A 20892-nucleotide genomic window follows, 5' to 3' on the forward strand; every position below is an offset into this window, starting at 1 on the left:
ATGCGGTCCGCCGGGCGCGGGTAACGGGTGGCCGTTGACTATCGTCTGTGACGTGCGGGCCGTGGCCCGGCTCCGACGTACCTCTCTGCCTTGGAGGCGACAAGATGAGCGGCGGTCTCTACCGCAGCGCGAACGCCGCCCAGGGCGGCGCCGCGCCCGGCCAGCCGTCGGACGGCGCCACGTTCATCTCCGCCGAGCCGCTCAACCAGCCGGCCATGGAGTCGACCGCGCCGCCGCAGGAACAGGTGGGCGAGGCCAGCGCCGCGACCAACAGCGCGGTGATGGCCATGGGCAGCCTGGTCAGCCGCGGTACGGGCTTCCTGCGCAACCTGGTGATCGCGGCGGCGCTCGGCGGCGCGCTGGTCGGTGACGCGTACACCACCGCGCAGATCCTGCCCGGGATGGTCTACGAGTTCCTGCTCGGCGGCGTACTCACCAGCGTGCTGATCCCGGTGCTGGTACGGCGGCGCAAGTCGGACGCGGACGGCGGCCAGGCGTACGCCCAGCGACTGCTCACCCTGGCGGTCCTCGCCCTCGGCGTGGCGGCCCTGCTCGCGGTCCTGTTCGCCTCGACGCTGACCTGGCTCTACGGCAGCGGCGAGTCGACCGACGGCTATTCGGGCCTGGTCACGGCGCTGGCCCGCCTGATGCTGCCGATGATCTTCTTCTCCGGGTTGAGCGCGCTGATCAGCGCGGTGCTCAACACCCGGGGCCACTTCGCCGCTCCCATGTGGGCGCCGATCCTGAACAACCTGGTGGTGATCGCCACCGCCGGCCTCTACATCGCGATCTTCGGCGCGGACATCATCAAGCCGGACGAGATGACGACGGGGCGAATCCTGCTGATCGGCGGCGGCACCCTGCTCGGCGTCGCCATCCAGGCCGCCGGCCTGCTGCCGGCGCTGCGCAAGGTGGGCTTCCGCTGGAAGCTGCGCTTCGACTTCCGCAAGCTGGGCCTGCGCGAGCTGGGCCGGCTCGGGGCGTGGATGTTCTGCTACGTCGCGGTCAGCCAGATCGGCCTGATCGTGCTGTTCAACCTGCTGAACCGGGCGGGCAGGGAAAACGCCGCCGGCCCGCTGATCTACAACAACGTCTTCCTGCTGCTGATGACGGCGCACGGCATCATCGCCGTCTCGATCATCACCGCGCTGATGCCCCGGATGAGCGCCGCCGCCGCCGACGGCCGGTACGCGGACGTGGCCGCCGATCTGTCCCGGGGCACCCGGACGGTCACCGCGGTGCTCGCCCCGATCGCGGTCTGCTACGCCGTGCTCGCCTCCCCGATCTCGTTCACCCTGTTCCGCTGGGGCGCCTTCGACGAGCGCAACGCCACCGCCACTTCCGTGGTGCTGCTGGCCGCCGCGCTCGCCCTGGTGCCGTTCGCGGTCAGCCAGCTCTTCACGTTCGCCTTCTACGCCCTGCCGGACACCCGCACCCCGGCGCTGATCAACATTCCGGTGGTGGCGCTGCGCATCGGGGTGCAGATCGTGCTCTTCGCGGTCTTCTCGCCGAGCTTCGCTGGCGCCGGCATGATGATCGGCAACGCCGTCTCCTACCTGGCCGCCGCGATCGCCTCCGCCTGGCTGCTACGTCCCCGGGTGGGTCGGATCGGCCTCGGCGAGATCATGCGCACCAGTGCGCGGGTCGCGGTCGCGGCGCTCGGCGCGGCGGTGGTCGGCCTGATCGTGGTCAAGCTGCTGCCCGGCGACGACACGCCGAGCCGCCTGGAGGCCGTCGTCCAGCTCGTGGTCGGTGGGGCGGTGATCGGCGGGACGTACCTCGGGCTGGCCATGGTCCTGCGGATCGGCGAGATCACCGAGGTCGTGGGCATGGTCCGCCGTCGGCTGGGCCGCTGACCGAAACCCGTCTCTCGGGCGGGCGACACGCTGCGGGCGGACTGCACTCTCTGTGAACGAGGATCACCAGCCTGGGGATGCGCCTGTGGATAACTCCGTGATTCGCCGCTCAGGCACCGAAAGGGCCTGTGGATAACCAGCCGTACGGCTGAGCATGGTGGTCCGGTCGGGGGGAACCCGGCTGCGTCGGCGCGATCGCCGCATCGGCCGGCCCCTCCCTGCGGGCGCTTGCGGCCAACCTCTAGATTGGCCAGTACATGTGCCAGCAACGTGGCTGACAACGGGAGCAACCGGACAAGTCGGCCGCCTGCCGGCAGCTCGGCCCGGGAGCGGCGCGAAGATGACATGTCGGGGAGACGGCCAACCCGGGTAAGGTCGCTCTCGACGGGTACGGCAGGCCAGGCGCCGGCGCTCCGCGTCGACACCGGTCGGCCGGTTCCTTCGAAGGCAGAGCGGGAAGCCACATGCCCAGCAGCGCGGGTCCATCGATCGACACGATCACCGAGGGAGGACGGGTGACCCAGGTCGGCGAAGGTCAGGAGGCGGAGGAGAGCGCTCCTCAGGTCATGACCTTCGGTGCTCCCACGGCCGGTGAGATCCTCGCCGAGCGTTACGAGCTGGTCGAGCACATCAACAACGACAGCGCGGGTCGGCTGGTCTGGCGCGGGGTCGACGTCATCCTGCGCCGTCCCGTAGCGGTCGTGCTGCGCTACCCGGGTGGCGACTCGGCCACCGAGATGCTCCAGGGCGCCGTCGCGGCCAGCCGCGTCATCCACCCCAACCTGGTCGGCGTCTACGACGCGATCGACGAGGCCGAGCGGGCGTACGTGGTGCGGGAGTGGGTCGACGGGCAGTCGCTGCGCGAGCTGGTCACCGACGGGCCGATGGACCCGGCACGCGCCACCACCATCGGCAACGCGGTCGCCAGTGCCCTCGCCGCCGTGCACGCCACCGGCATGGTGCACGGCAACGTCCACCCCGGCACGGTGATGGTCAGTGACGACGGCCGGGTGGTGCTGGCCGACGCGCGCACCGACGGCGCCGACAGCCAGCAGAGCGACGTCCGCGCGATCGGCGGAGTCCTCTACTTCGCCCTGACCGGGCACTGGCCGCACGCCGAGGCCCCGCTGCGTGGCGCCACCGCCGGCCACGGCCGGGCCGCCATCCCCGACGCCGTACGCGACGCGGCCGGCGCGATCGCCGCCCCCCGGCAGGTGCGGGCGGGCGTGCCGGCGTACCTCGACGACCTCACCATGGACCTGCTCGACGCCGAGATCGAGCCGCCCTCGTCGGACGTGCTCGCGGCCGAGCTGGCCCGGCTGGACGTGCCGGCCGACGAGCAGTTCCTCGACAGCGCCGGGCCGCTGCGCTTCGCGGCCGACACCGGCGAGGAGCCGTCACCGCTCGCCGCCGCCGGCGGACGCAAGGTCGCGATCGGCATCGCCAGCCTGCTGGCGGTCGCCCTGGTCGGCCTGTTGATCGGCATCACCGCCCTGGGCGGTGGTGACGACGACCCAAAGCCCAACCCGGTCGCCGCGCCATCGTCGAACGCGCCCGCCGGCGACGCCACCCCGGCCGCCATCACGGCCGGGCCGCTGAAGATCAGCACGGCCCGGATCATCGACCCGGAGGGCGACCGGACCGAGGTCCGCAACGCCGACAAGGTGTACGACGGGGACGAGGACGAGGGCTGGGAGACCCAGACCTACCGGGGGCGCGCCAACTTCGGCAACCTCAAGAAGGGCATGGGCGTCTGGATCGACCTCGGCGGCGAGCACACGGTCAAGTCCGTGCAGGTGCTCCTGTCCGCCCGGGGCGCCTCCGCCCAGCTCTACGCCGGCACCACCGACCGGCCGTCGTCGTCCTCCGGTGACGCCCAGCTCTTCGCGGACTACAGGAAGACCGCGATCGGCCAGCCGTTCGAGGAGCACGAGGGCACCAAGATGACCTTCAACGGCTTCAACGCCGACCAGAAGTACCGCTACCTGCTGTTCTGGATCACCGAGCTGCCGTCGAGCGACGGCGGCTACAAGCTCGGCGTCCAGGAGATCACGGTCCAGGGGTCGTGAGGCGGCCACCGCGCTCCGGGCACCGCATCCGCCGGACGTGGTGATGGGCGTACGCGGGGAACGGGTGACCGGTGGACCGGCGGGTCCGCCGGTCTCGTCGTCGGTGCCGCCGTCCGGGACGGCGGACCTCGACCTCCTGCACGCCCACGTGGCCGGCGACCCGCACGCCTTCGCCGAGCTCTTCCACCGGCACCGGGACCGGCTCTGGGCGGTGGCCCTGCGCACGCTCGGCGACCGCGAGGAGGCCGCCGACGCCCTTCAGGACGCCCTGCTCTCCGCCCACCGCGCCGCCGGGCGGTTCCGGGGCGACTCGGCGGTCACCACCTGGCTGCACCGGATCGTGGTGAACGCGTGCCTGGACCGGATCCGCCGCCGCCAGGCGCATCCGACGGTGCCGCTGCCGGACGGCGTCCGGGACACCGATTCCGGCACCGGGGGCGTCGAGCCGGCGGCACCCGTCCAAGACCACGACACGGCGCTCGTGGTCCGGCAGGCGCTCGCCGAGCTGCCGCCCGAGCAGCGGGCGGCGCTGATCCTGGTCGACGTGCAGGGTTACCCCGTGGCCGAGGTGGCCCGGATCCTCGACGTGGCCGAGGGGACCGTCAAGAGCCGGTGCGCCCGGGGCCGGGCCCGCCTGGCGACACAGCTCGGGCACCTGCGCCCCACCAGGCAGAAGACGGAGCCGCAGGCCACCCCGCAGCGGGCGGAGCCGGCCCCGGCGACGGGCCCGAACGTGCCGGCCGTCACCCGAGGGAACCCGCGGTCGCCCGAGGGCGTCCGATCGGGGTCGGGACGGTCCCGGCGGGATCTCCACCAGGAGGACGCGTGACTGTCGGGGGGTACAGGGAGGTCGACCACGACCTGCTCGCCGACTACCTCGGCGGGGCGCTGGACGGCACCCCGGACGAGGATCTCGTCGCCCGACTGGTCGACGAGGACCCCGACTGGGCGCAGGCGTACGCGCTGCTGGCCCCGGCCGTGGCGGACGTCCACGCGGACCTGGCCACCTGGGGCGCGTCTGCACCCGAGATGCCGGCCGACGTCACCGACCGGATCGTTGCCGCCCTGGCACACGCCACCGCAGCCGACCCCGGCACCGCGTCCGACCTCGCCACCGCAGACTCCGCCGGTGCGGGCCGATCCGAGCCGGGCCGTTCGGGGCCGGGCCGTTCGGGGCCGGGCCGGGCCGAGCCGGGGGGCCGGGGGGCGGAGAACGACGCGACGTCCGCCGAGGAACGGCCGGCGGAGGGTCAACCGACGGTCAGAACGGGCATCGGGGCGGTGCCGGCACAGCCGCTCGGCGGGTCCGGGAGGCGTCCTGCCGGCGTACCCCGGTCGGAGCCGGGCCGCCGCGGGGCCACCGGTCCCGGGCGACGACGCCGCCGCTGGTCCCGGCTGGCCGGGCCGGTCGCGCTGGCCGCCGTGTCGATCGCGGCGGTCGGGCTCGGCGTCGACCAGCTCACCAGGGACCGGCAGGTGGGCGGCGCCGCGGACACGGCGTTGCCCGCGACGACGAACCGTGAGGGCGCCGCTCCCGCCGCCACGCCCTTCCGGATCGCCGGCGAGCCGTCGGTGCGCAGCGGAACGGACTACACGCCGGAGTCCCTGTCCGCCCTTCCGTCGTCGCCGAAGGCGCGGCCGTTCACCGACGGCCCGCCCGGGGAGCAGCCCGGCGTCCAGGCGGAGGGCGGGCGGCTGCCCGGCTCCGTCACCGGGCTCGACCGGCTCACCGACCCCGCCGCGCTGGGCGCCTGCATCGGCGAGATCAAGGCCGAGCACGGCAACGGTCCGCTGGTGGTCGACGTGGTCGACTACGCCCGGTTCCAGGGTCGCCCGGCGCTGATCGTGCGCTTCACCGACGCCACGGGGGCGCACTGGGCCTGGGCGAGCGGGCCGGAATGCGGGGTGCCCGGGTCCGGCTCGGACAGCCGCTACCGCACGCGGGTAGGGTGAATTCGCGGTCACCGGCCGTTTGGCCGTCCACGTGACCTGACCCACCGGATGACCGGCTCGGGAATCCCCGGTTCGTACGATGACGTTCTGCACATCGAAGTGCCGGCACCGAGCGGCGTCGGCATCGGATCGGCATCGGTGCGCGCCGATGGCGAACAACACAATCGGGAGACGGCAGTGGACGAGGTCCGCAACCTGATCATCATCGGCTCCGGGCCAGCCGGTTACACGGCGGCGGTCTACGCGGCGCGCGCCAACCTCAAGCCGCTCATCATCGAGGGCGTGCAGTCCGGCGGCGCGCTGATGACCACCACCGAGGTGGAGAACTTCCCCGGTTTCGCCGACGGCATCCTCGGCCCCGAGCTGATGGACAACATGCGCAAGCAGGCCGAGCGGTTCGGCGCGGAGTTCCTCACCGACGACGTGACGCGGGTCGAGCTGAAGGACACCGGCAGCGTGGGTTCCGACGCCGTCAGCACCGTCTGGGTGGGCCAGACCGCGTACCGGGCCAGGGCGGTCATCCTCTCCACCGGCTCCGCGTGGCGTCCGCTCGGCGTGCCCGGCGAGCAGGAGTACCTGGGCCACGGCGTCTCGTCCTGCGCGACCTGTGACGGCTTCTTCTTCCGCAACCAGCACATCGTGGTCGTGGGCGGCGGTGACTCGGCGATGGAGGAGGCCAGCTTCCTCACCCGGTTCGCCGACTCGGTCACCATCATCCACCGCCGGGACTCCTTCCGGGCCAGCAAGATCATGGCCGAGCGGGCACTGAGCAACGACAAGATCAAGGTCGAGTGGAACACCACGGTCGAGGAGATCCTCGGCGACGACGGCAAGGTCTCCGGGGTGCGGGTACGCAACACGCACACCGGCGACTCCAAGGTCCTCGACGTCACCGGCGTCTTCGTGGCCATCGGTCACGACCCGCGCAGCGAACTCTTCCGGGGGCAGGTGGAGATGGACGACGAGGGCTACGTGAAGGTCCAGGCGCCCAGCACCCGGACCAGCGTGCCCGGCGTCTTCGCCGCCGGCGACCTGGTGGACCACACGTACCGGCAGGCGATCACCGCCGCCGGCACCGGCTGCGCCGCCGCGCTGGACGCCGAACGCTTCATCGCCACGCTGCAGGGCTGAACAACCGAAACACATCCCGGAGGAGGGTCATAGTGGGAGCAACGAAGTCGGTCACCGACGCGAGTTTCGCCGCCGACGTGCTGAAGTCCGACAAGCCGGTTCTGGTGGACTTCTGGGCCGAGTGGTGCGGCCCGTGCCGCAAGGTGTCGCCGCTGCTGGAGGAGATCGCCGGCGAGATGGGCGACCAGGTCACCATCGTCAAGCTCAACATCGACGAGAACCCGGAGACCGCCCGCACCTACCGGGTGATGTCGGTCCCCACCCTCACCGTCTTCAAGAACGGCGAGCCGGTGCAGTCGATCGCCGGCGCCAAGCCGAAGGGCGAGCTCGTCAGGCTCATCGAATCGGCGCTCTGAGCAGCACCGACGCGCGTCGACCCCGTACCCGGTCCGCCGGGTACGGGGTCGACGCGTTTTTCCCGACGTGGGGCACCCGGAGCCCCCGGAGCACATAACCTCAAGCGGGGGCCGCCCGGCCAGCAACCGTCCGTGCAGAGGGGGTCGTGCGTGCGTCCGATCCGACCCGGTGACCGTGGACCCGCGGTGACCGAGATCCGTACGGTGCTGACCGGCCTCGACCTGCTCGTCCCGACGGCACCGGGCGCCGACGAGTTCGACTCGCACACCGAACGGGCCGTGCGGGCCTTCCAGCAGTCGCGTGGGCTCAGCGTGGACGGCCGGGTCGGTGCGGAGACCTGGCGGGCCCTGGACGCCGCCCGCTGGCGGCTAGGCGCCCGCACGCTCTACCACGCCGTTCCGGAGCCGCTCACCGGTGAGGACGTCCGCTCGCTCCAGGAGCGGCTGCTGGAGATGGGCTACGACGTCGGGCGCGCGGACGCCATCTACGGCGTACGGACCTCCCGGGCGATCGCCCAGTTCCAGCGCGAGGTCGGGCTGACGCCCGACGGCTCGTGCGGCCCGCACACCATGAACGCGCTGCGCCGGCTCGGCCGCAAGGTCGTCGGCGGGCGGCCGCAGTGGCTGCGCGAGTCCGACGCCATCCGGCAGTCCGGCCCGACGCTGGTGGGCCGGACCGTCGTCATCGACCCCGGGCACGGGGGCACCGACCCGGGCGTGGTGGTGCCGGACGGGTCGCTGCGGTGGACCGAGGCGGACCTCGTGTACGACCTGGCCAGCCGGTTGGAGGGCAGGCTCGCCGCCGCTGGCGTCCGGGTGCAGCTCACCCGTGGGCCCGCCCAGGAGGACTGCCTGCCGGACGTCGACCGGACGGAGCTGGCCAACTCGCTCGGCGCCGACGTGTTCATCTCGCTGCACGTCGACGAGCACGTCAACCCGGCGGCCGAGGGGGTGGCGACCTACCACTACGGCACCGACAACGGGGTGACCTCGGCGACCGGGGAGCGGCTGGCCGGGCTTGTGCAGCGGGAGATCGTCGCCCGCACCGGGCTGCGCGACTGCCGTACGCACGCGAAGGCGTGGGACCTGCTCCGGCTGACCCGGATGCCGGCCGTACGCGTCGAGGTCGGCTACCTCACCTCGCCCACCGACCGGGCCCGACTGGTCGACCCCCGGTTCCGGGACAGGGTGGTGGAGGCCGTCGTCGCCGCCGTGCAGCGCATGTACTTCCCCGTCGAGCGCGACGTCCCCACCGGCTCGATCGACGTGAGCGCACTGCGGGCGGTGGTGGCCGCCGGCACGGTCGTCGACTGAGCCGCCTGCCGACTCCCGACCGGGATCCGCCGCCGGGGCCGGACGCGCCGGCGCGGGGTCAGCCGGCGGTCGAGCGGGTGGCCGGGGCCGGACGGACCGGGCGGAGCAGCGTCTCGGGGCTCATCGAGCCGAGCAGCTTCTCCAGCGCGTACTCGACGTCGGACTTCCAGCTCAACGCGGTACGCAACTCCAGCCGCAGGCGGGGGAAGCGCGGATGCGGGCGGACCGTCTTGAAGCCCACGGAGAGGAAGAAGTCGGCCGGGGCGACGCAGGCGCCGGCGGGGTCGGCCGCGTCGCCGAACTTGGCGTCGCCGAAGGCCTCGATCGCCTTGATGCCGCGCTTGGTGAGGTCCCGGGCGACGCCCTGGACCAGCATCCGGCCCAGCCCGCCGCCGGCGAAGGCGGGCACCACGTTGGCCGTCATCAGCAGCGCGGCGTCGGCGGAGACCGGGGAGGTGGGGAAGGCCATCGAGCGGGGCACGTAGGCCGGCGGGGCGTACAGGACGAAGCCGGCCGGCATGCCGTCGACGTAGACGAGCTTGCCGCAGGAGCCCCACTCCAGCAGCGTCTGCGAGACCCAGGCCTCCTTCTCCAGCCCCGGGTCGCCCGCGGCGCAGGCCCGGTCCGCCGAGACCGGATCAAGCTCCCAGTAGACGCACTGCCGGCACGGGCGGGGCAGGTCCTCCAGGGTGTCGAGGGTCAAGCTGACCAGACGTCGCGACATTGGTGTATCCCCACATTAGGCTCGGAGGTGAGACCGGCACGGAACGACAACACCGCCTACCTGCCCCCGACGAGCGATCGTACGCCGCAAACGGACGCTGCGGGAGGGGACGCGCGATGCCTCTCCTTCCGGGGCCCCGGCCGAGGTCCGCGATGTGGACGCCGGTCACTTCGCGGTTACGCCCCTGGCAGACGGCGACTAGGATCGACACTCGGCGTCCCGCGTCGCCATGGTCGCAGGTGTCCCGGGTACGCCGGGGCGGGAGCCACCCGAGCAGCCATCGAGGTGATGTCATGACCGGCACGACGCTCGACGACTACACCGACCGGTACGCCCGCCGCGTACGGGGCATGACCGCCTCGGAGATCCGCGCGCTCTTCGCGGTGGCCAGTCGGCCGGAGGTGGTCTCGCTCGCCGGTGGCGCCCCCTACATCGCGGCACTGCCGCTCGACGCGGTCGGCGAGATGCTCGGCCGGCTCGGCGCCGAACACGGCGCCACCACCCTCCAGTACGGCATCGGCCAGGGCACCCTGGAGCTGCGCGAGCGGATCTGCGAGGTGATGGCGCTCTCCGGCATCGACGCCGCCTGCGGCGCCTCCCCGGACGACGTGGTGGTCACCGTGGGCGGGCAGCAGGCCCTCGACCTGGTGGCCCGGCTCTTCCTCGACCCCGGGGACGTGGTGCTCGCCGAGGGCCCGACCTACGTCGGCGCCCTCGGGGTGTTCCAGGCCGCCCAGGCGCAGGTCGTGCACGTGCCGATGGACGACGACGGGCTGGTCCCGGAGGCACTGGAGGCGGCCATCGCCGAGCAGGCGCGCGCCGGCCGGCGGGTCAAGTTCCTCTACACCATCCCGACCTACCAGAACCCGACCGGCGTGACGCTGACCGAACAGCGGCGGGAGCGGGTGCTCGACATCTGCGAGCGCGCCGGTCTGCTGGTGGTCGAGGACGACCCGTACGGTCAGCTGGGTTTCGAGGGGGACGCGCCGGCGCCGCTGCGCGCGCGGCGCCGCGACGGGGTCTTCTACCTCAGCACCTTCTCCAAGACCTTCGCCCCGGGCCTGCGGGTCGGCTGGATCCTCGCGCCGCACGCCGTCCGCGACAAACTCGTCATCGCCAGCGAGGCGCAGATCCTCTGCCCGAGCGGCTACGCGCAGGCCGCCGTCTCCACCTACCTCGGCACCATGCCCTGGCGGGAGCAGCTCAAGGTCTACCGCGAGGTCTACCGGGAACGGCGCGACGCGATGCTCGCCGCGCTGGACGACCTGATGCCCGCCGGCACGACCTGGACGACGCCGGGCGGCGGCCTCTTCGTCTGGGCGACCCTGCCCGACGGCCTCGACTCCAAGGCGATGATGCCCCGGGCCATCGCCGCCCGGGTGGCGTACGTCCCGGGCACCGGCTTCTACGCCGACGGCACCGGCAGCGGCAACATGCGGCTCAACTTCTCGTTCCCGTCCCCGGAGCGGATCCGCGAGGGCGTGCGCCGGCTGGCCGGCGTGATGGAGCAGGACATCGCCACGCGGCGGGTGTTCGGTGCGGTCGGCCGCCCCGGGGCACGGCGCGGGCAGGCCGGCGCGGACACGCCGGGACCCGACTTGGCATGATTCCGGCATGGTTCCCACCGCTGCCGACCGTTCCGTCGTGACCGACTCCGCCGTCACCGCCGACCTGCGGATACTGGTGCTCGCCGGCGGGCTCTCCTACGAACGTGACGTCTCGCTGCGGTCCGGGCGCCGGGTGCTCGACGCGCTGCGCGCGGTCGGGATGGACGCCGAGCTGCGGGACGCCGACGTGGCGCTGCTGCCGGCCCTGAGCGCCGACCCGCCGGACGCCGTCGTGATCGCCCTGCACGGCGCCACCGGCGAGGACGGGTCGCTGCGTGGCGTGCTCGACCTCTGCGGCATCCCGTACGTGGGGTGCGACGCCCGCGCCTCCCGGCTCGCCTGGGACAAGCCCTCGGCCAAGGCGGTGCTCCGCGAGGCGGGCATCCCGACCCCGGACTGGGTCGCCCTCCCGCACGACCGGTTCTCCGAGCTGGGCGCCGTGGCGGTGCTGGACCGGATCGTCGAGCGGCTGGGGCTGCCGCTCATGGTGAAGCCCGCCCAGGGCGGTTCGGGGCTGGGCGCCGCCGTGGTCCGGGACGCCGCGTCCCTGCCGGCTGCGATGGTCGGCTGCTTCGCGTACGACCCCACGGCGCTGGTCGAGCGGTACGTGCCCGGCATGGACGTGGCGGTCTCGGTGGTCGACCTGGGCGACGGGCCGCGCGCCCTGCCCGCGGTGGAGATCGTGCCCCGCAACGGGGTGTACGACTACGCCGCCCGCTACACCGCCGGACGGACGACCTGGCACACCCCCGCCCGGCTGGGGCCGGAGGTGGCCGGTGCCGTGGCCGACGTCGCGCTGGCCGCGCACACCGCGCTGGGGCTGCGCGACCTGAGCCGCGTCGACCTGATCGTGGACTCAGCCGGCCAGCCGCACGTGCTGGAGGTCAACGTCTCGCCGGGGATGACCGAGACCTCGCTGCTGCCGCTCGCGGTCCAGGCCGCCGGACTGGACTTCGGCAGGATGGTCGGCACTCTGGTGGCCCGCGCCGCAGCCCGGCGCCCCTGACCGACCGGTCCACCGCCCCACCTTGCGGGCGGAGGCTCGGCGCTGGGGTGTCGGCGCCGGCCGTCGCCCCGTCGCTCACTATCGGCTGCGCGGCCACCCGGAGGCACTTCCTCAGGTGGCCGCCCTGGTTCTACGTCTGGCTGCCCGACCGTCCGGCGTCCGTGGAGGACGCCTCGCCCTCCGGCTCCTGCGCCGGCGGGGTCTCCTCGGCGGACTCGATCACGGACACCGCCTCGCCCTCCGTCGGAACGTCTTCCGCCGGGGGCTGCCCGGTGAAGCTGGACGGGGCCTGCCACTGGATGCGCGGTGGCGCCGCCAGCGGACGGCCCCCGAACTCCGCCAGCCAGGCGGCAACCATGGCGAGATTCTCCCGCCACCGCGCCTCGGAGATGGGCGGCAGGATGGAGTCCCACAGGGAGAGGAAGGTCCCCCGCAGCTGGAGCTGCCCGTAGGGCCGGGCCAGGAACCACATGTGCAGGTGCGCCGAGCCGTCGCCCCAACGGTTGACGTGCACCCGGGCGACCCCGTCGAGGGACCGGATGGCCCGCTCCAGCCGTACGGTCATCACCCCCAGTTCGGCGGCGAGCAGATTCGGCAGGTCGCCGAGGTCGAGATGCGAGCGGGATTCCAGGATCAGCACCATCGGCAGCCCGGTAGGGCGGTCCATGGCGCGTACCCGCCATCGCTCACCCACCCAGATGTAGGCGTCGTCGGGGGCGTTGCAGGCGGTGCAATCCCGGTTCCCCTCGCCCTTGCGCGGCGGCTCGACCGGGACCGGGTCATCGAGCTGCTTGACACGAAGGTCGCCCTCGAAGGGAAAGGACGGCCACTGGGTGAAGTCCGGAACGGAGGGAGGGGTGTCGTGCACGACGCTGACACTAACCGGTTCCGGCACCGCTGTCCCTACCCGAACGAGCGGTCGGACGGCCCCAGTCCGGCCGTGACGGAAGAACCGGCAGCGGCTCTGTCCACAGCTATCCACAGGCGCCCACAGGCTGATGAGACGCCGGACACATGCCGTCATCCACAGGCTGCCACCCCATTTCACGCGGGGTTTCACGTGAAACGGGGCTGCCTGTGGATAACCGCTGTGGATAACTTTTCGGGCGAGCACGGATCCTGCACCGGGGTGGAGTTCGTCGGTTCCACGTGAAACGGAGGCACGCCGGGCGGGTTCCGTCATCGCTCGTCCGCCGCCGCTCGTCCGCCGCCGCTGAACGCCGTGGGCCGGCGTCGCCGTTGCATTCGGAATCTTGTCTCCGCTGTCTCAGGTCGGCCGCGCGAATCACCGGGAGCCGTCCACTGCTTCCGCGGCCCGACAGTCACCGGACCCCGGGCAGTGCCGCGCCGCCATGGACCACGCCGCGCAGGGCGGCAGGCGAGCGGAAGGCACGGGCCGGCGTGTTGCGGCGGGAAGGCACCGAGCGGCGATGCCCCGTTGGTCCGGCGAGGACCAGGACCGGTTGGTCATCCGCGCCGGGTCGGTGCGGCGGAGCCGTGCAGCGTGTGCAGCCGGTCGGGAGGGATTCCGGGGGCGAAGGGGGTGAGCGGACGGAGGGTAGGGATGGGCCGGTGCTGATTGGTCAAGCAGCAACCGCCGAGCATCCGTCCGAACGCGGTGGACAGTGGCAGCGTCGGCCCACGCGTGCCCGCAGTTGCCGTGGCCACGTGGATGCTGACTGACACTCGACGCAGGACGCGTCCGGCTGCCGGGCGGGAAGAGTGGAGAGGCCTGGAGACCGAGGAGGGGCCTAACCGGCCTCGAGACCGCCGCGAATGCGGGGACAACCAGAACAGCCAGGAGGACCACTGATAAGCAGGGCCATCGGCAACACGGGCATCGGGCGTCTCCCCGTGTCAGCGGGGTGGCTGTGCGCCGGTCTTGGTAGCGAGGGCGGACGGGCCCCAGCCTCTTGCGGCGCTGGGCGGCCCGTCGAGTGGCCCCCTCTGCTGAGTACCGATCGGCAGCGCTGATGCCCTCAGCACGCACTGAGGCGCCGGCAACAGGTACCGAGGCCCGCCGGTGACGCGGCCGCGTGTTCCTCGACTGCCGGCTCGCGCTCGCTGAGGAACGTGGCCCGGTTCTGGATCCGGTCAGGCTCCTCCGGGGTCAAAGACTCCGCCTCCGTCCGTTGCCGACCGGATGGAGAGCTTCGGCGCCGCAACGTCATGCCCGTGATCGGGCAGACGAAGGTCCTGCCGCCTGCCCGCCGCTTCGCCAATCACAGGCCCGGCCGGTTTCACGTGAAACGGTCGGGGCGGCTCAAGAACCGCTCCGACCCGGATCTCGAGTTTCACGTGAAACGCCGTCGCCCGCCCGGATTTCCTGAACGCGATGCTCTGGGCGGCAGCGGCATCTCGTCAGCCGCAGCACACTGCCGGCCGCGTGATCCGGGATCACGCGGCCGGCAGTGTGCCATTCGCAACGAAGCTGAGCCCGGTCGTCGAGCCGATCCCGTCGCGAACGCGGCGTCGTCCCGCAGGAGCGCCGATCGAGGATCAGGCCTCCGGCTCCTCCTCCTGGCCTACGCCGATGAGGCCGACGATCCGCTCCAAGTCGTCGACCGTCGCGAACTCGATGGTGATCTTGCCCTTGCTCCGGCCGATGTCCACCTTCACGCGGGTGTCGAACCGGTCGGAAAGGCGGTCGGCCAGATCCGTCAGGGCGGGAGCGTGCGGCTTCGGACGACGCTTGGCCGTCTCCTTCTTGCTCGTACCGTCGCTCAGGGCCAGCGCGACGATCTCCTCGGTCGCGCGGACCGAGATCCCCTCGGCGACGATCCGGCGCGCGAGCTGCTCCTGCGCCTCGGCCTCGTCGAGGCTCAGCAGCGCACGGGCGTGTCCGGCGGAGAGGATGCCTGCGGCGACCCGCGTCTGGACCTGCGCGGGCAGATTCAGCAGCCGGATGGTGTTCGAAATCTGCGGCCGGCTCCGCCCGATGCGCCGGGCGAGCTCCTCGTGGGTGGCGCCAAACTCGTCCAGCAGCTGCTGGTACGCGGCCGCCTCCTCCAGCGGGTTGAGATTCGCCCGATGGATGTTTTCCAGCAACGCGTCCCGGAGCATGGCGTCATCGTGGGTGTCCCGGACGATCGCCGGGATGTTCTCCCGTCCGACGGCCTGCGCGGCTCGCCAGCGCCGCTCACCCATGACGAGCTCGTACTTCTCGGCGTCGAGCTGTCGTACGACGATCGGCTGGAGGAAGCCGACCTCCTGGATGGAGGTCTTCAGCTCCTCCAGGGCGTCCTCGTCGAAGACCTGGCGCGGCTGCTTCGGGTTCGGCACGATGGCGTCGACCGGGATCTCGGCGAACCGGGCACCCGGCACCGGGCTGAGCTCGGGCTGCGGCTCGGGCTGCGCCACCACCGGTGGGAGCGCCACGGCCGGCGCCGGGCCGGTCGGCACCGGTCCCGCCGGGGCAGCCGCGGCAGTGTCAGCAGCCGCCTCCACGGGAGCTGGCGACTCCTCTGCCGTGGTCGGCTCAACTACGGCGGTCGGCGCCGGCCCGGTCGGGATGAGCGCCCCCAGGCCTCGCCCCAGGCCGCCCCGAGGACGGTTCTTCATGCCACGCCTCCCAGCGACTGTTCCGCACTACGCATTCCGGCCCACCGGCTCCTTGACGCCACGCTCGGCGATCTCCTGGGCGGCTTCGAAGTAGCTCGTCGCCCCCCGCGATCCCGGATCGTAGGTCATCACCGACTGGCCGTAGCTGGGTGCCTCCGAGACGCGGACGTTGCGGGGGATGACCGCCTGGAGCACCTTGTCGCCGAAGTGGTTCCGCACGTCCTGCTCGACGGCGTCGGCCAGCCGGGTACGCCGGTCGTACATGGTGAGCAGGATGGTGGAGACGTCGAGCTTCGGGTTCAGGTGCTGGCGAACCAGGTTGATGTTGTTGATCAGCTGGTTCAGCCCCTCCAGCGCGTAGTACTCGCACTGGATCGGGATGAGCACCTCCTGCGCGGCCACGAGCGCGTTGACCGTGAGCAGGCCGAGCGAGGGCGGGCAGTCGATGAAGACGTAGTCGAAGTGGCCGGGGTAGGCGGCGATCGCCCGGACCAGCCGGGACTCGCGGGCGACCACCGACACCAGCTCGATCTCCGCGCCGGCGAGGTCGATCGTCGCCGGTACGCACCAGAGGTTGGGGATCCCCTCGACGCCCTGGGCGACCTCCTCTAGCGGCACGCTGTTGATGAGGCAGTCGTAGACGTCCGGCACACCGGTGTGGTGCGGGACGTTCAGCCCGGTGGAGGCGTTCCCTTGCGGGTCCAGGTCGACCACCAGCACCCGGTTGCCGTGCAGGGCGAGCGCCACCGCAAGGTTCACCGTGGTCGTGGTCTTTCCCACGCCGCCCTTCTGGTTCGCGACGCACATGACCCGGGTCCGTTCCGGACGAGGCATCGTCACCTCGCCACTCGGATTAAGGATCTGCACGGCGCGCATCGCCTCCATAGCCAACGGTGGGTCATCCTCTTCGCGCGTCGGGGTTTCACGTGAAACGTACGCGGCCTCGGCGGCTGCGGCTCCGGGGGAGCCCGCCGGGGGCGCGGACGGGTCAGTGACGGGAACGGGTTCGGGAGTCGCGTCCGGCACGGAGTCCGGGGTGGGCTGCTGCGGCACAGCGGACTCGAACCGTGCCGCAGCCGAAGGGTTGCGCCGAACGGACATCACCCGACCGCCGGCCGAATTGCCGGCTCGTGGCACGTCGGGCGTGGCGCGGGCCGCCGGAGGCTCCGGCACGACCGGCTCGGCGCCGCCCGGCCGAACGGCCGCGTCCCGGTCGGGCGGCCGGATCGACGGCCCGTCGGGCGACCGGCGCGGGTAGTCGGTTTCACGTGAAACGGGGTCGCCCGCTGGCCCCGTCACGCGTGGATCGTCGTACCTTTCGTCGTCATGCACCTGTCATCCCTGCCCGCTTCGGATGGTCGGTCCGCACCCCGTCAACTGGCCGTACGCGATCGCACCGCGGAGCGTACGGCCCGGCGGGAGCGGCGGGACCGGTGAACGTCCGTTGCCGCCCGCTCCACACTATCGACGCACAGCCAGCCTACGGCTCACGGGCGCGGCCGGTCCACGTCGGGTTCTCATCCTTCCGTCCACCCGTACCGGTTCAACGACGCAACCGCCGGCCGGGAAGCCGGTGAGCGGACATCCCGCGCGGGTGTCCGAGAGGGATTCAACGCCGCCGGGAGCGGCCGCCCCGCGCGCTCTTCGCGGCCTTCGGCCGGGCCGGTCCGATCATCCGCTCCCGCACGATCTCCACCACCGTCGTCGGCGGATCGATCACGCCCTCGCCGCAGCGGTGCACCTCGGGCTGACCGCCACCGAGTCGGGCCACGGTCTGCGCGTGCTCGGCGATCTCGTCAGCGGCGGACGCCCCCTTGAGGGCGATGAGCCGACCGCCGCGCACGGCCAGCGGCAGGCACCACGTCGAGAGCCGGTCGAGCGGTGCGACGGCGCGCGCGGTGATCACGTCCCCGCTCAGCGGTCCGATGCCCGTCGACCCGGACGCCGCCTCGTCGGCGCGCCCCCGGAACACCCGGACCATCTTCGCCAGCCCGAGGTGCTGCACCGCCTCGATGAGGAAGGAGGTGCGCCGGGAGAGCGGTTCGATCAGGGTCACCGTCAGGTCGGGTCGCGCGATGGCCAGCACCAGACCGGGCAGCCCGGCCCCGGAGCCGACGTCGAGCACCGTCGCGCCCTCCGGGATGCGCTCGGCGACCGCCGCGCAGTTGAGCAGGTGGCGATCCCAGATCCGGGGCGCCTCACGCGGGCCGATCAGGCCGCGAAGCACGCCGTCGGTGGCGAGCAGTTCGGCGTACGCGGCAGCCAGGTCGAGGCGGTCGCCAAAGAGGGTGCGGGCCGCACCGGCCAACTCCGGCGGCAGCACCGCCACGGCCGGAGAAGCGCCCTCCGCCGCCACGGCCGAGGACGGGGCGGCCTCGGCTGCGTCGGTCGGTGACGGGGCGTCCTCAGGGGCGACGGCCGAGGACGGCGCGTCCTCAGGGGCGACGGCCGAGGACGGCGCGTCCTCGGGGGCGTCGGTCGACAGCGCGTCCTCGGGGGCGTCGGTCGACGGCGCGGCGTCGGGAGTCACGGTCGGCTCGGGCCGGACAGGCGACGGCCCGGGCGGCGTGCCACCCGGGCTGTCCACGGCACCGGCCGTGGTGTCGTCGTGGGTCACCCGGTCAGTCCGCCGGCCGGACGATGATGCGCCGGTTCGGCTCGACGCCCTCGGACTCGCTCTCCACGCCGCTCATCGCGTTGACCACGTCGTGCACGCACTTGCGCTCGAACGCGGACATCGGCTCCAGGCGCACGGGCTCGCCGTGCTCCTTGACCTTCTCCACGGCGTTCTTGGCGACGGCGGCGAGTTCCTTGCGGCGGGTCGCCCGGTAGCCGCCGACGTCGAGCAGCAGCCGGCTCGGGGTGCCGGTCTGGCGGAAGACAGCCAGCCGGGCGAGCTCCTGGAGCGCCTCCAGGGTGGCGCCGCGCTGGCCGACGAGGTTCTGCAGTCGGCCGCCGACCACCTCGACGACGGGGCGACCGGCGGAGACCAGCTCGTCGATGTCGCCGTCGTAGTCGAGGATGTCGAGCAGGCCCTCGACGTAGTCGGCCGCGATCTCGCTCTGCCGGAACAGCTCGCTCTCGCCGACGACCTTCTTCTCCCGGGTGCCCGACTCCTCGTCGGTCTCCTCGGTCTCGCCGTTCACCGCGGTCGGCTCGGTTCCCTCCTCGTCCAGGGACTCGTCGGCGCGGGGGGTGCTGGTGTCGGTCACGGTCTCATCTCCGTACTCGCTCGGCCGGACCGTCGGGTCCGCTGGTTTCCCGGGGCCGGCGGGAGGTCGCCGGTGCCCACGGGCACGTCTGTCGTACGGGCAGTCTCACCCGTGGCCGCGCCGCGCGCGGCGGTTCCGCCCGGCGCCGGCCGTACGGCGGCTGCGCGGTGCGGAACGGGCCGCCGCCGGTCTCCCGACGGCGGCCCGGATGTCCTCAGCCCTGCCTCTTGGCGGGGCCCTTCTTGGGGTTGACCGGCTTGGCGCCCGGCTTGGGGCCGGCGACCTTCGGCGCGACCGGCTTGGCCGGGGCCGGGGGGGCCGACTTGGTGCGGCCCAGCAGGCCGCCCGTCTTCGCCGGCTGCACCGGGTTGCGGGACGAGGCGCCCGGCTTGCTGGTGGCGGTGGGCGGCGGCGGGAACTTCCGCAGCACCCACTGCTGCTGCGCGAGGGTGAAGAGGTTGTTGGTAACCCAGTAGATGATCACACCGATGGGGAAGATGGCACCGGAGATGAGCAGCGACAGCGGGATGCCGTAGAGCATCAGCTTCTGGATCATCCGCTGCTGCGGGTCCTCGGCCCAGCCGGTCTTCAGGATCATCTGACGGCTGGTGAGGTAGGTGGTGCCCATCATCACCAGGACGAGGATTCCGGCAATGATCTTCACGGTGGTGCCGTTGGCACCGAGCCGCGTCAGCTCCTCGGCGGTGGAGCCGAACTTGCCGGCGATCGGGGCGGTGAAGAGCTTCGCGGACGAGGCGCTCTCGAACTGGCTGATCGTCCAGCCGTAGAGGGTCTTACCGGCCTCGCTCTTGTCCGGGTTGAGCCGACGGAGCACGTGGAAGAGGCCCAGGAAGACGGGAATCTGGAGGAACATCGGAAGGCAGCCCATGAGCGGGTTGGCCTTTTCCTTCCGGTAGAGCTCCATCATCTCTTTCTGGAGCGTCTCCCGGTCACCCTTGTGCTTCTCCTGCAGGGCCTTCACCTGAGGCTGGAGCGCCTGCATCGCCCGCTGCGACTTGATCTGCTTGACGAAGACGGGGAAGAGGATCACCCGGACGGTGACCACCAGGAAGATGATGGCGAGGATCCAGGCCCAGTTGGTGCCGATCACCGCCGGATCCGGCACCCCGACGAAGTCCCAGGCCCCGTGCCAGACCAGCAGGATCCACGAAATCGCGTAGTAGATCCAGTCGAGACTCAATTCTCAGGCTCCAGTCACATCGGCGCGGCGGCGGCCGCCCGGCTTCGGCACCGGGTCGTGTCCACCTGGGTGAAAGGGGTGGCAGCGCAACAGCCGCCGGGCCGTCAGGCCAGCTCCCCGGATCGCGCCATGCACCGCCACCGCCTCCAGGGCGTAGGCACTGCACGACGGGTAGAACCGACAGCGGGCCGGCAGAGCCGGACTTATCCACCGACGGTACGCGATGACGGGCCCGCTCAGCACCCGGGCACCGATCGTCGTCGGCCGGGGCCCGGCCGGTCCGCTGGTCACCGGGACCGCCGACCGCGGGGCGCCTGCGCGGCGACGATCGCCGCGTCCAGGTCGGCGCCGAGTCGCGGGTACGAGGCGTCGGCCGCGGCGGGCTGCGCGCGTACGACCAGGGTGCTTCCCGCGGGCAGAGCCGCCAGCCGCTCGCGGACCAGGTGCCGCAGGCGACGCCGGACCCGGTTGCGGACCACGGCGTTCCCGACGGCCTTGGACACGACGAAGCCGGCGCGGGTCGGTGCGGAGGGTTGCTCCGCACCGCTGCTCCGCGCCGGCTCCGGCGAGGTTGCTGTCGCGGCGTCGGGGGTTGTCGGCAGACTCAGGTGGACGACGACCGCGCCACGGCCGGCGCGTCGACCACCCCGGACCGCTGCGGCGAAGTCAGTGCTGCGCCGCAGTCGCTGTGCGGCCGCCAGCACGACTGCCCACGTCCCCCGGACCTGACCGGTCGGCCTCAGGCCGACAGGCGGGTGCGGCCCTTGGAGCGACGGGTCGAAAGGATGGCGCGGCCGGCACGGGTGCGCATGCGCAGCCGGAAGCCGTGGGTCTTCGCGCGCCGGCGGTTGTTCGGCTGGTAGGTGCGCTTGCTCACGTCAGGCTCTCCGTTTTCGTACGCC

General features: G+C 72.4%; 18 protein-coding genes and 1 pseudogene. 9 read left to right on the forward strand and 10 right to left on the reverse strand.

What is annotated here, in order from left to right:
• The first annotated feature begins 104 nt into the window (after positions 1-104).
• From murJ to ACPXCB_RS13555, 7 genes are all read left to right on the forward strand, one after another.
• Positions 105-1856 carry a murein biosynthesis integral membrane protein MurJ gene (gene murJ / locus ACPXCB_RS13525; protein WP_425875311.1) on the forward strand — a complete coding sequence of 584 codons (1752 nt, stop codon included), beginning with the start codon at positions 105-107 and terminating at the stop codon, positions 1854-1856.
• A gap of 464 nt (positions 1857-2320) precedes the next feature.
• On the forward strand, positions 2321-3925 hold the full coding sequence (locus ACPXCB_RS13530; RefSeq protein ID WP_425875313.1) for a protein kinase family protein: 1605 nt from the start codon (positions 2321-2323) through the stop codon (positions 3923-3925).
• A gap of 43 nt (positions 3926-3968) precedes the next feature.
• Positions 3969-4754 carry an RNA polymerase sigma factor SigM gene (gene sigM / locus ACPXCB_RS13535; protein WP_425875491.1) on the forward strand — a complete coding sequence of 262 codons (786 nt, stop codon included), beginning with the start codon at positions 3969-3971 and terminating at the stop codon, positions 4752-4754.
• On the forward strand, positions 4751-5878 hold the full coding sequence (locus ACPXCB_RS13540; RefSeq protein WP_425875314.1) for a hypothetical protein: 1128 nt from the start codon (positions 4751-4753) through the stop codon (positions 5876-5878). Before sigM ends, ACPXCB_RS13540 begins: the two co-directional genes overlap by 4 nt.
• Before the next feature lie 177 nt (positions 5879-6055).
• Entirely contained in the window at positions 6056-7009 is a 954-nt protein-coding gene (gene trxB / locus ACPXCB_RS13545; protein ID WP_425875316.1) for a thioredoxin-disulfide reductase, read from the forward strand.
• A 32-nt stretch (positions 7010-7041) separates the two neighbouring features.
• On the forward strand, positions 7042-7365 hold the full coding sequence (gene trxA, locus ACPXCB_RS13550; protein ID WP_151452747.1) for a thioredoxin: 324 nt from the start codon (positions 7042-7044) through the stop codon (positions 7363-7365).
• A 150-nt stretch (positions 7366-7515) separates the two neighbouring features.
• Positions 7516-8679 carry an N-acetylmuramoyl-L-alanine amidase gene (locus ACPXCB_RS13555; protein ID WP_425875318.1) on the forward strand — a complete coding sequence of 388 codons (1164 nt, stop codon included), beginning with the start codon at positions 7516-7518 and terminating at the stop codon, positions 8677-8679.
• 58 nt (positions 8680-8737) lie between these two features.
• On the opposite strand, the gene ACPXCB_RS13560 is transcribed toward ACPXCB_RS13555, so the two are convergent.
• Complete coding sequence (locus ACPXCB_RS13560) at positions 8738-9403, reverse strand: GNAT family N-acetyltransferase (RefSeq protein ID WP_132235474.1); 666 nt, start codon at positions 9401-9403, stop codon at positions 8738-8740.
• Between the two features lie 293 nt (positions 9404-9696).
• Here ACPXCB_RS13560 and ACPXCB_RS13565 point away from each other — a divergent pair, with 293 nt between their 5' ends.
• Both ACPXCB_RS13565 and ACPXCB_RS13570 read left to right on the forward strand, forming a co-directional pair.
• Positions 9697-11010 carry a PLP-dependent aminotransferase family protein gene (locus tag ACPXCB_RS13565; protein WP_425875320.1) on the forward strand — a complete coding sequence of 438 codons (1314 nt, stop codon included), beginning with the start codon at positions 9697-9699 and terminating at the stop codon, positions 11008-11010.
• Between the two features lie 7 nt (positions 11011-11017).
• Positions 11018-12016 (forward strand): D-alanine--D-alanine ligase family protein, encoded by a 999-nt coding sequence (locus tag ACPXCB_RS13570; RefSeq protein ID WP_425875322.1) that lies wholly within the window; start codon positions 11018-11020, stop codon positions 12014-12016.
• 124 nt (positions 12017-12140) lie between these two features.
• On the opposite strand, the pseudogene ACPXCB_RS13575 reads toward ACPXCB_RS13570, so the two are convergent.
• The 9 genes and pseudogenes from ACPXCB_RS13575 to rpmH form a co-directional block, all read right to left on the reverse strand.
• Positions 12141-12884, reverse strand: a pseudogene (locus ACPXCB_RS13575) (hypothetical protein); the annotation flags it as partial.
• Between the two features lie 1631 nt (positions 12885-14515).
• Positions 14516-15577, reverse strand: a complete 1062-nt coding sequence (locus ACPXCB_RS13580) for a ParB/RepB/Spo0J family partition protein (protein ID WP_425875324.1) — start codon at positions 15575-15577, stop codon at positions 14516-14518.
• Positions 15578-15604: 27 nt separating this feature from the next.
• A complete protein-coding gene (locus tag ACPXCB_RS13585; RefSeq protein WP_425875326.1) occupies positions 15605-16909 on the reverse strand; it encodes an AAA family ATPase in 1305 nt (434 codons plus the stop codon).
• A gap of 277 nt (positions 16910-17186) precedes the next feature.
• Positions 17187-17906, reverse strand: a complete 720-nt coding sequence (gene rsmG / locus ACPXCB_RS13590) for a 16S rRNA (guanine(527)-N(7))-methyltransferase RsmG (protein WP_425875493.1) — start codon at positions 17904-17906, stop codon at positions 17187-17189.
• Positions 17907-18198: 292 nt separating this feature from the next.
• A complete protein-coding gene (locus ACPXCB_RS13595; protein WP_425875328.1) occupies positions 18199-18789 on the reverse strand; it encodes a protein jag in 591 nt (196 codons plus the stop codon).
• A gap of 214 nt (positions 18790-19003) precedes the next feature.
• Entirely contained in the window at positions 19004-19990 is a 987-nt protein-coding gene (yidC, locus tag ACPXCB_RS13600; protein ID WP_132235461.1) for a membrane protein insertase YidC, read from the reverse strand.
• A 3-nt stretch (positions 19991-19993) separates the two neighbouring features.
• Positions 19994-20233: a membrane protein insertion efficiency factor YidD gene (gene yidD, locus ACPXCB_RS13605; RefSeq protein ID WP_207914193.1), complete on the reverse strand. Its 240-nt coding sequence runs from the start codon at positions 20231-20233 to the stop codon at positions 19994-19996.
• A gap of 44 nt (positions 20234-20277) precedes the next feature.
• Positions 20278-20694 (reverse strand): ribonuclease P protein component, encoded by a 417-nt coding sequence (gene rnpA, locus ACPXCB_RS13610; protein WP_425875330.1) that lies wholly within the window; start codon positions 20692-20694, stop codon positions 20278-20280.
• Between the two features lie 35 nt (positions 20695-20729).
• Positions 20730-20867 carry a 50S ribosomal protein L34 gene (gene rpmH / locus ACPXCB_RS13615; RefSeq protein ID WP_088959667.1) on the reverse strand — a complete coding sequence of 46 codons (138 nt, stop codon included), beginning with the start codon at positions 20865-20867 and terminating at the stop codon, positions 20730-20732.
• Positions 20868-20892 lie beyond the last annotated feature (25 nt).

It is taken from the genome of Micromonospora sp. DT62 (assembly GCF_049847285.1).
Taxonomy (GTDB): Bacteria; Actinomycetota; Actinomycetes; order Mycobacteriales; family Micromonosporaceae; genus Micromonospora; species Micromonospora reichwaldensis.

Bases quoted from the DNA above. Each gene is read 5' to 3' on its own strand.
- murJ (WP_425875311.1), top strand. From the start codon at position 105: ATGAGCGGCGGTCTCTACCGCAGCGCGAACGCCGCCCAGGGCGGCGCC.
- ACPXCB_RS13530 (WP_425875313.1), top strand. From the start codon at position 2,321: ATGCCCAGCAGCGCGGGTCCATCGATCGACACGATCACCGAGGGAGGA.
- ACPXCB_RS13560 (WP_132235474.1), bottom strand. From the start codon at position 9,403: ATGTCGCGACGTCTGGTCAGCTTGACCCTCGACACCCTGGAGGACCTG.
- ACPXCB_RS13565 (WP_425875320.1), top strand. From the start codon at position 9,697: ATGACCGGCACGACGCTCGACGACTACACCGACCGGTACGCCCGCCGC.
- ACPXCB_RS13580 (WP_425875324.1), bottom strand. From the start codon at position 15,577: ATGAAGAACCGTCCTCGGGGCGGCCTGGGGCGAGGCCTGGGGGCGCTC.
- sigM (WP_425875491.1), top strand. From the start codon at position 3,969: ATGGGCGTACGCGGGGAACGGGTGACCGGTGGACCGGCGGGTCCGCCG.
- ACPXCB_RS13570 (WP_425875322.1), top strand. From the start codon at position 11,018: ATGGTTCCCACCGCTGCCGACCGTTCCGTCGTGACCGACTCCGCCGTC.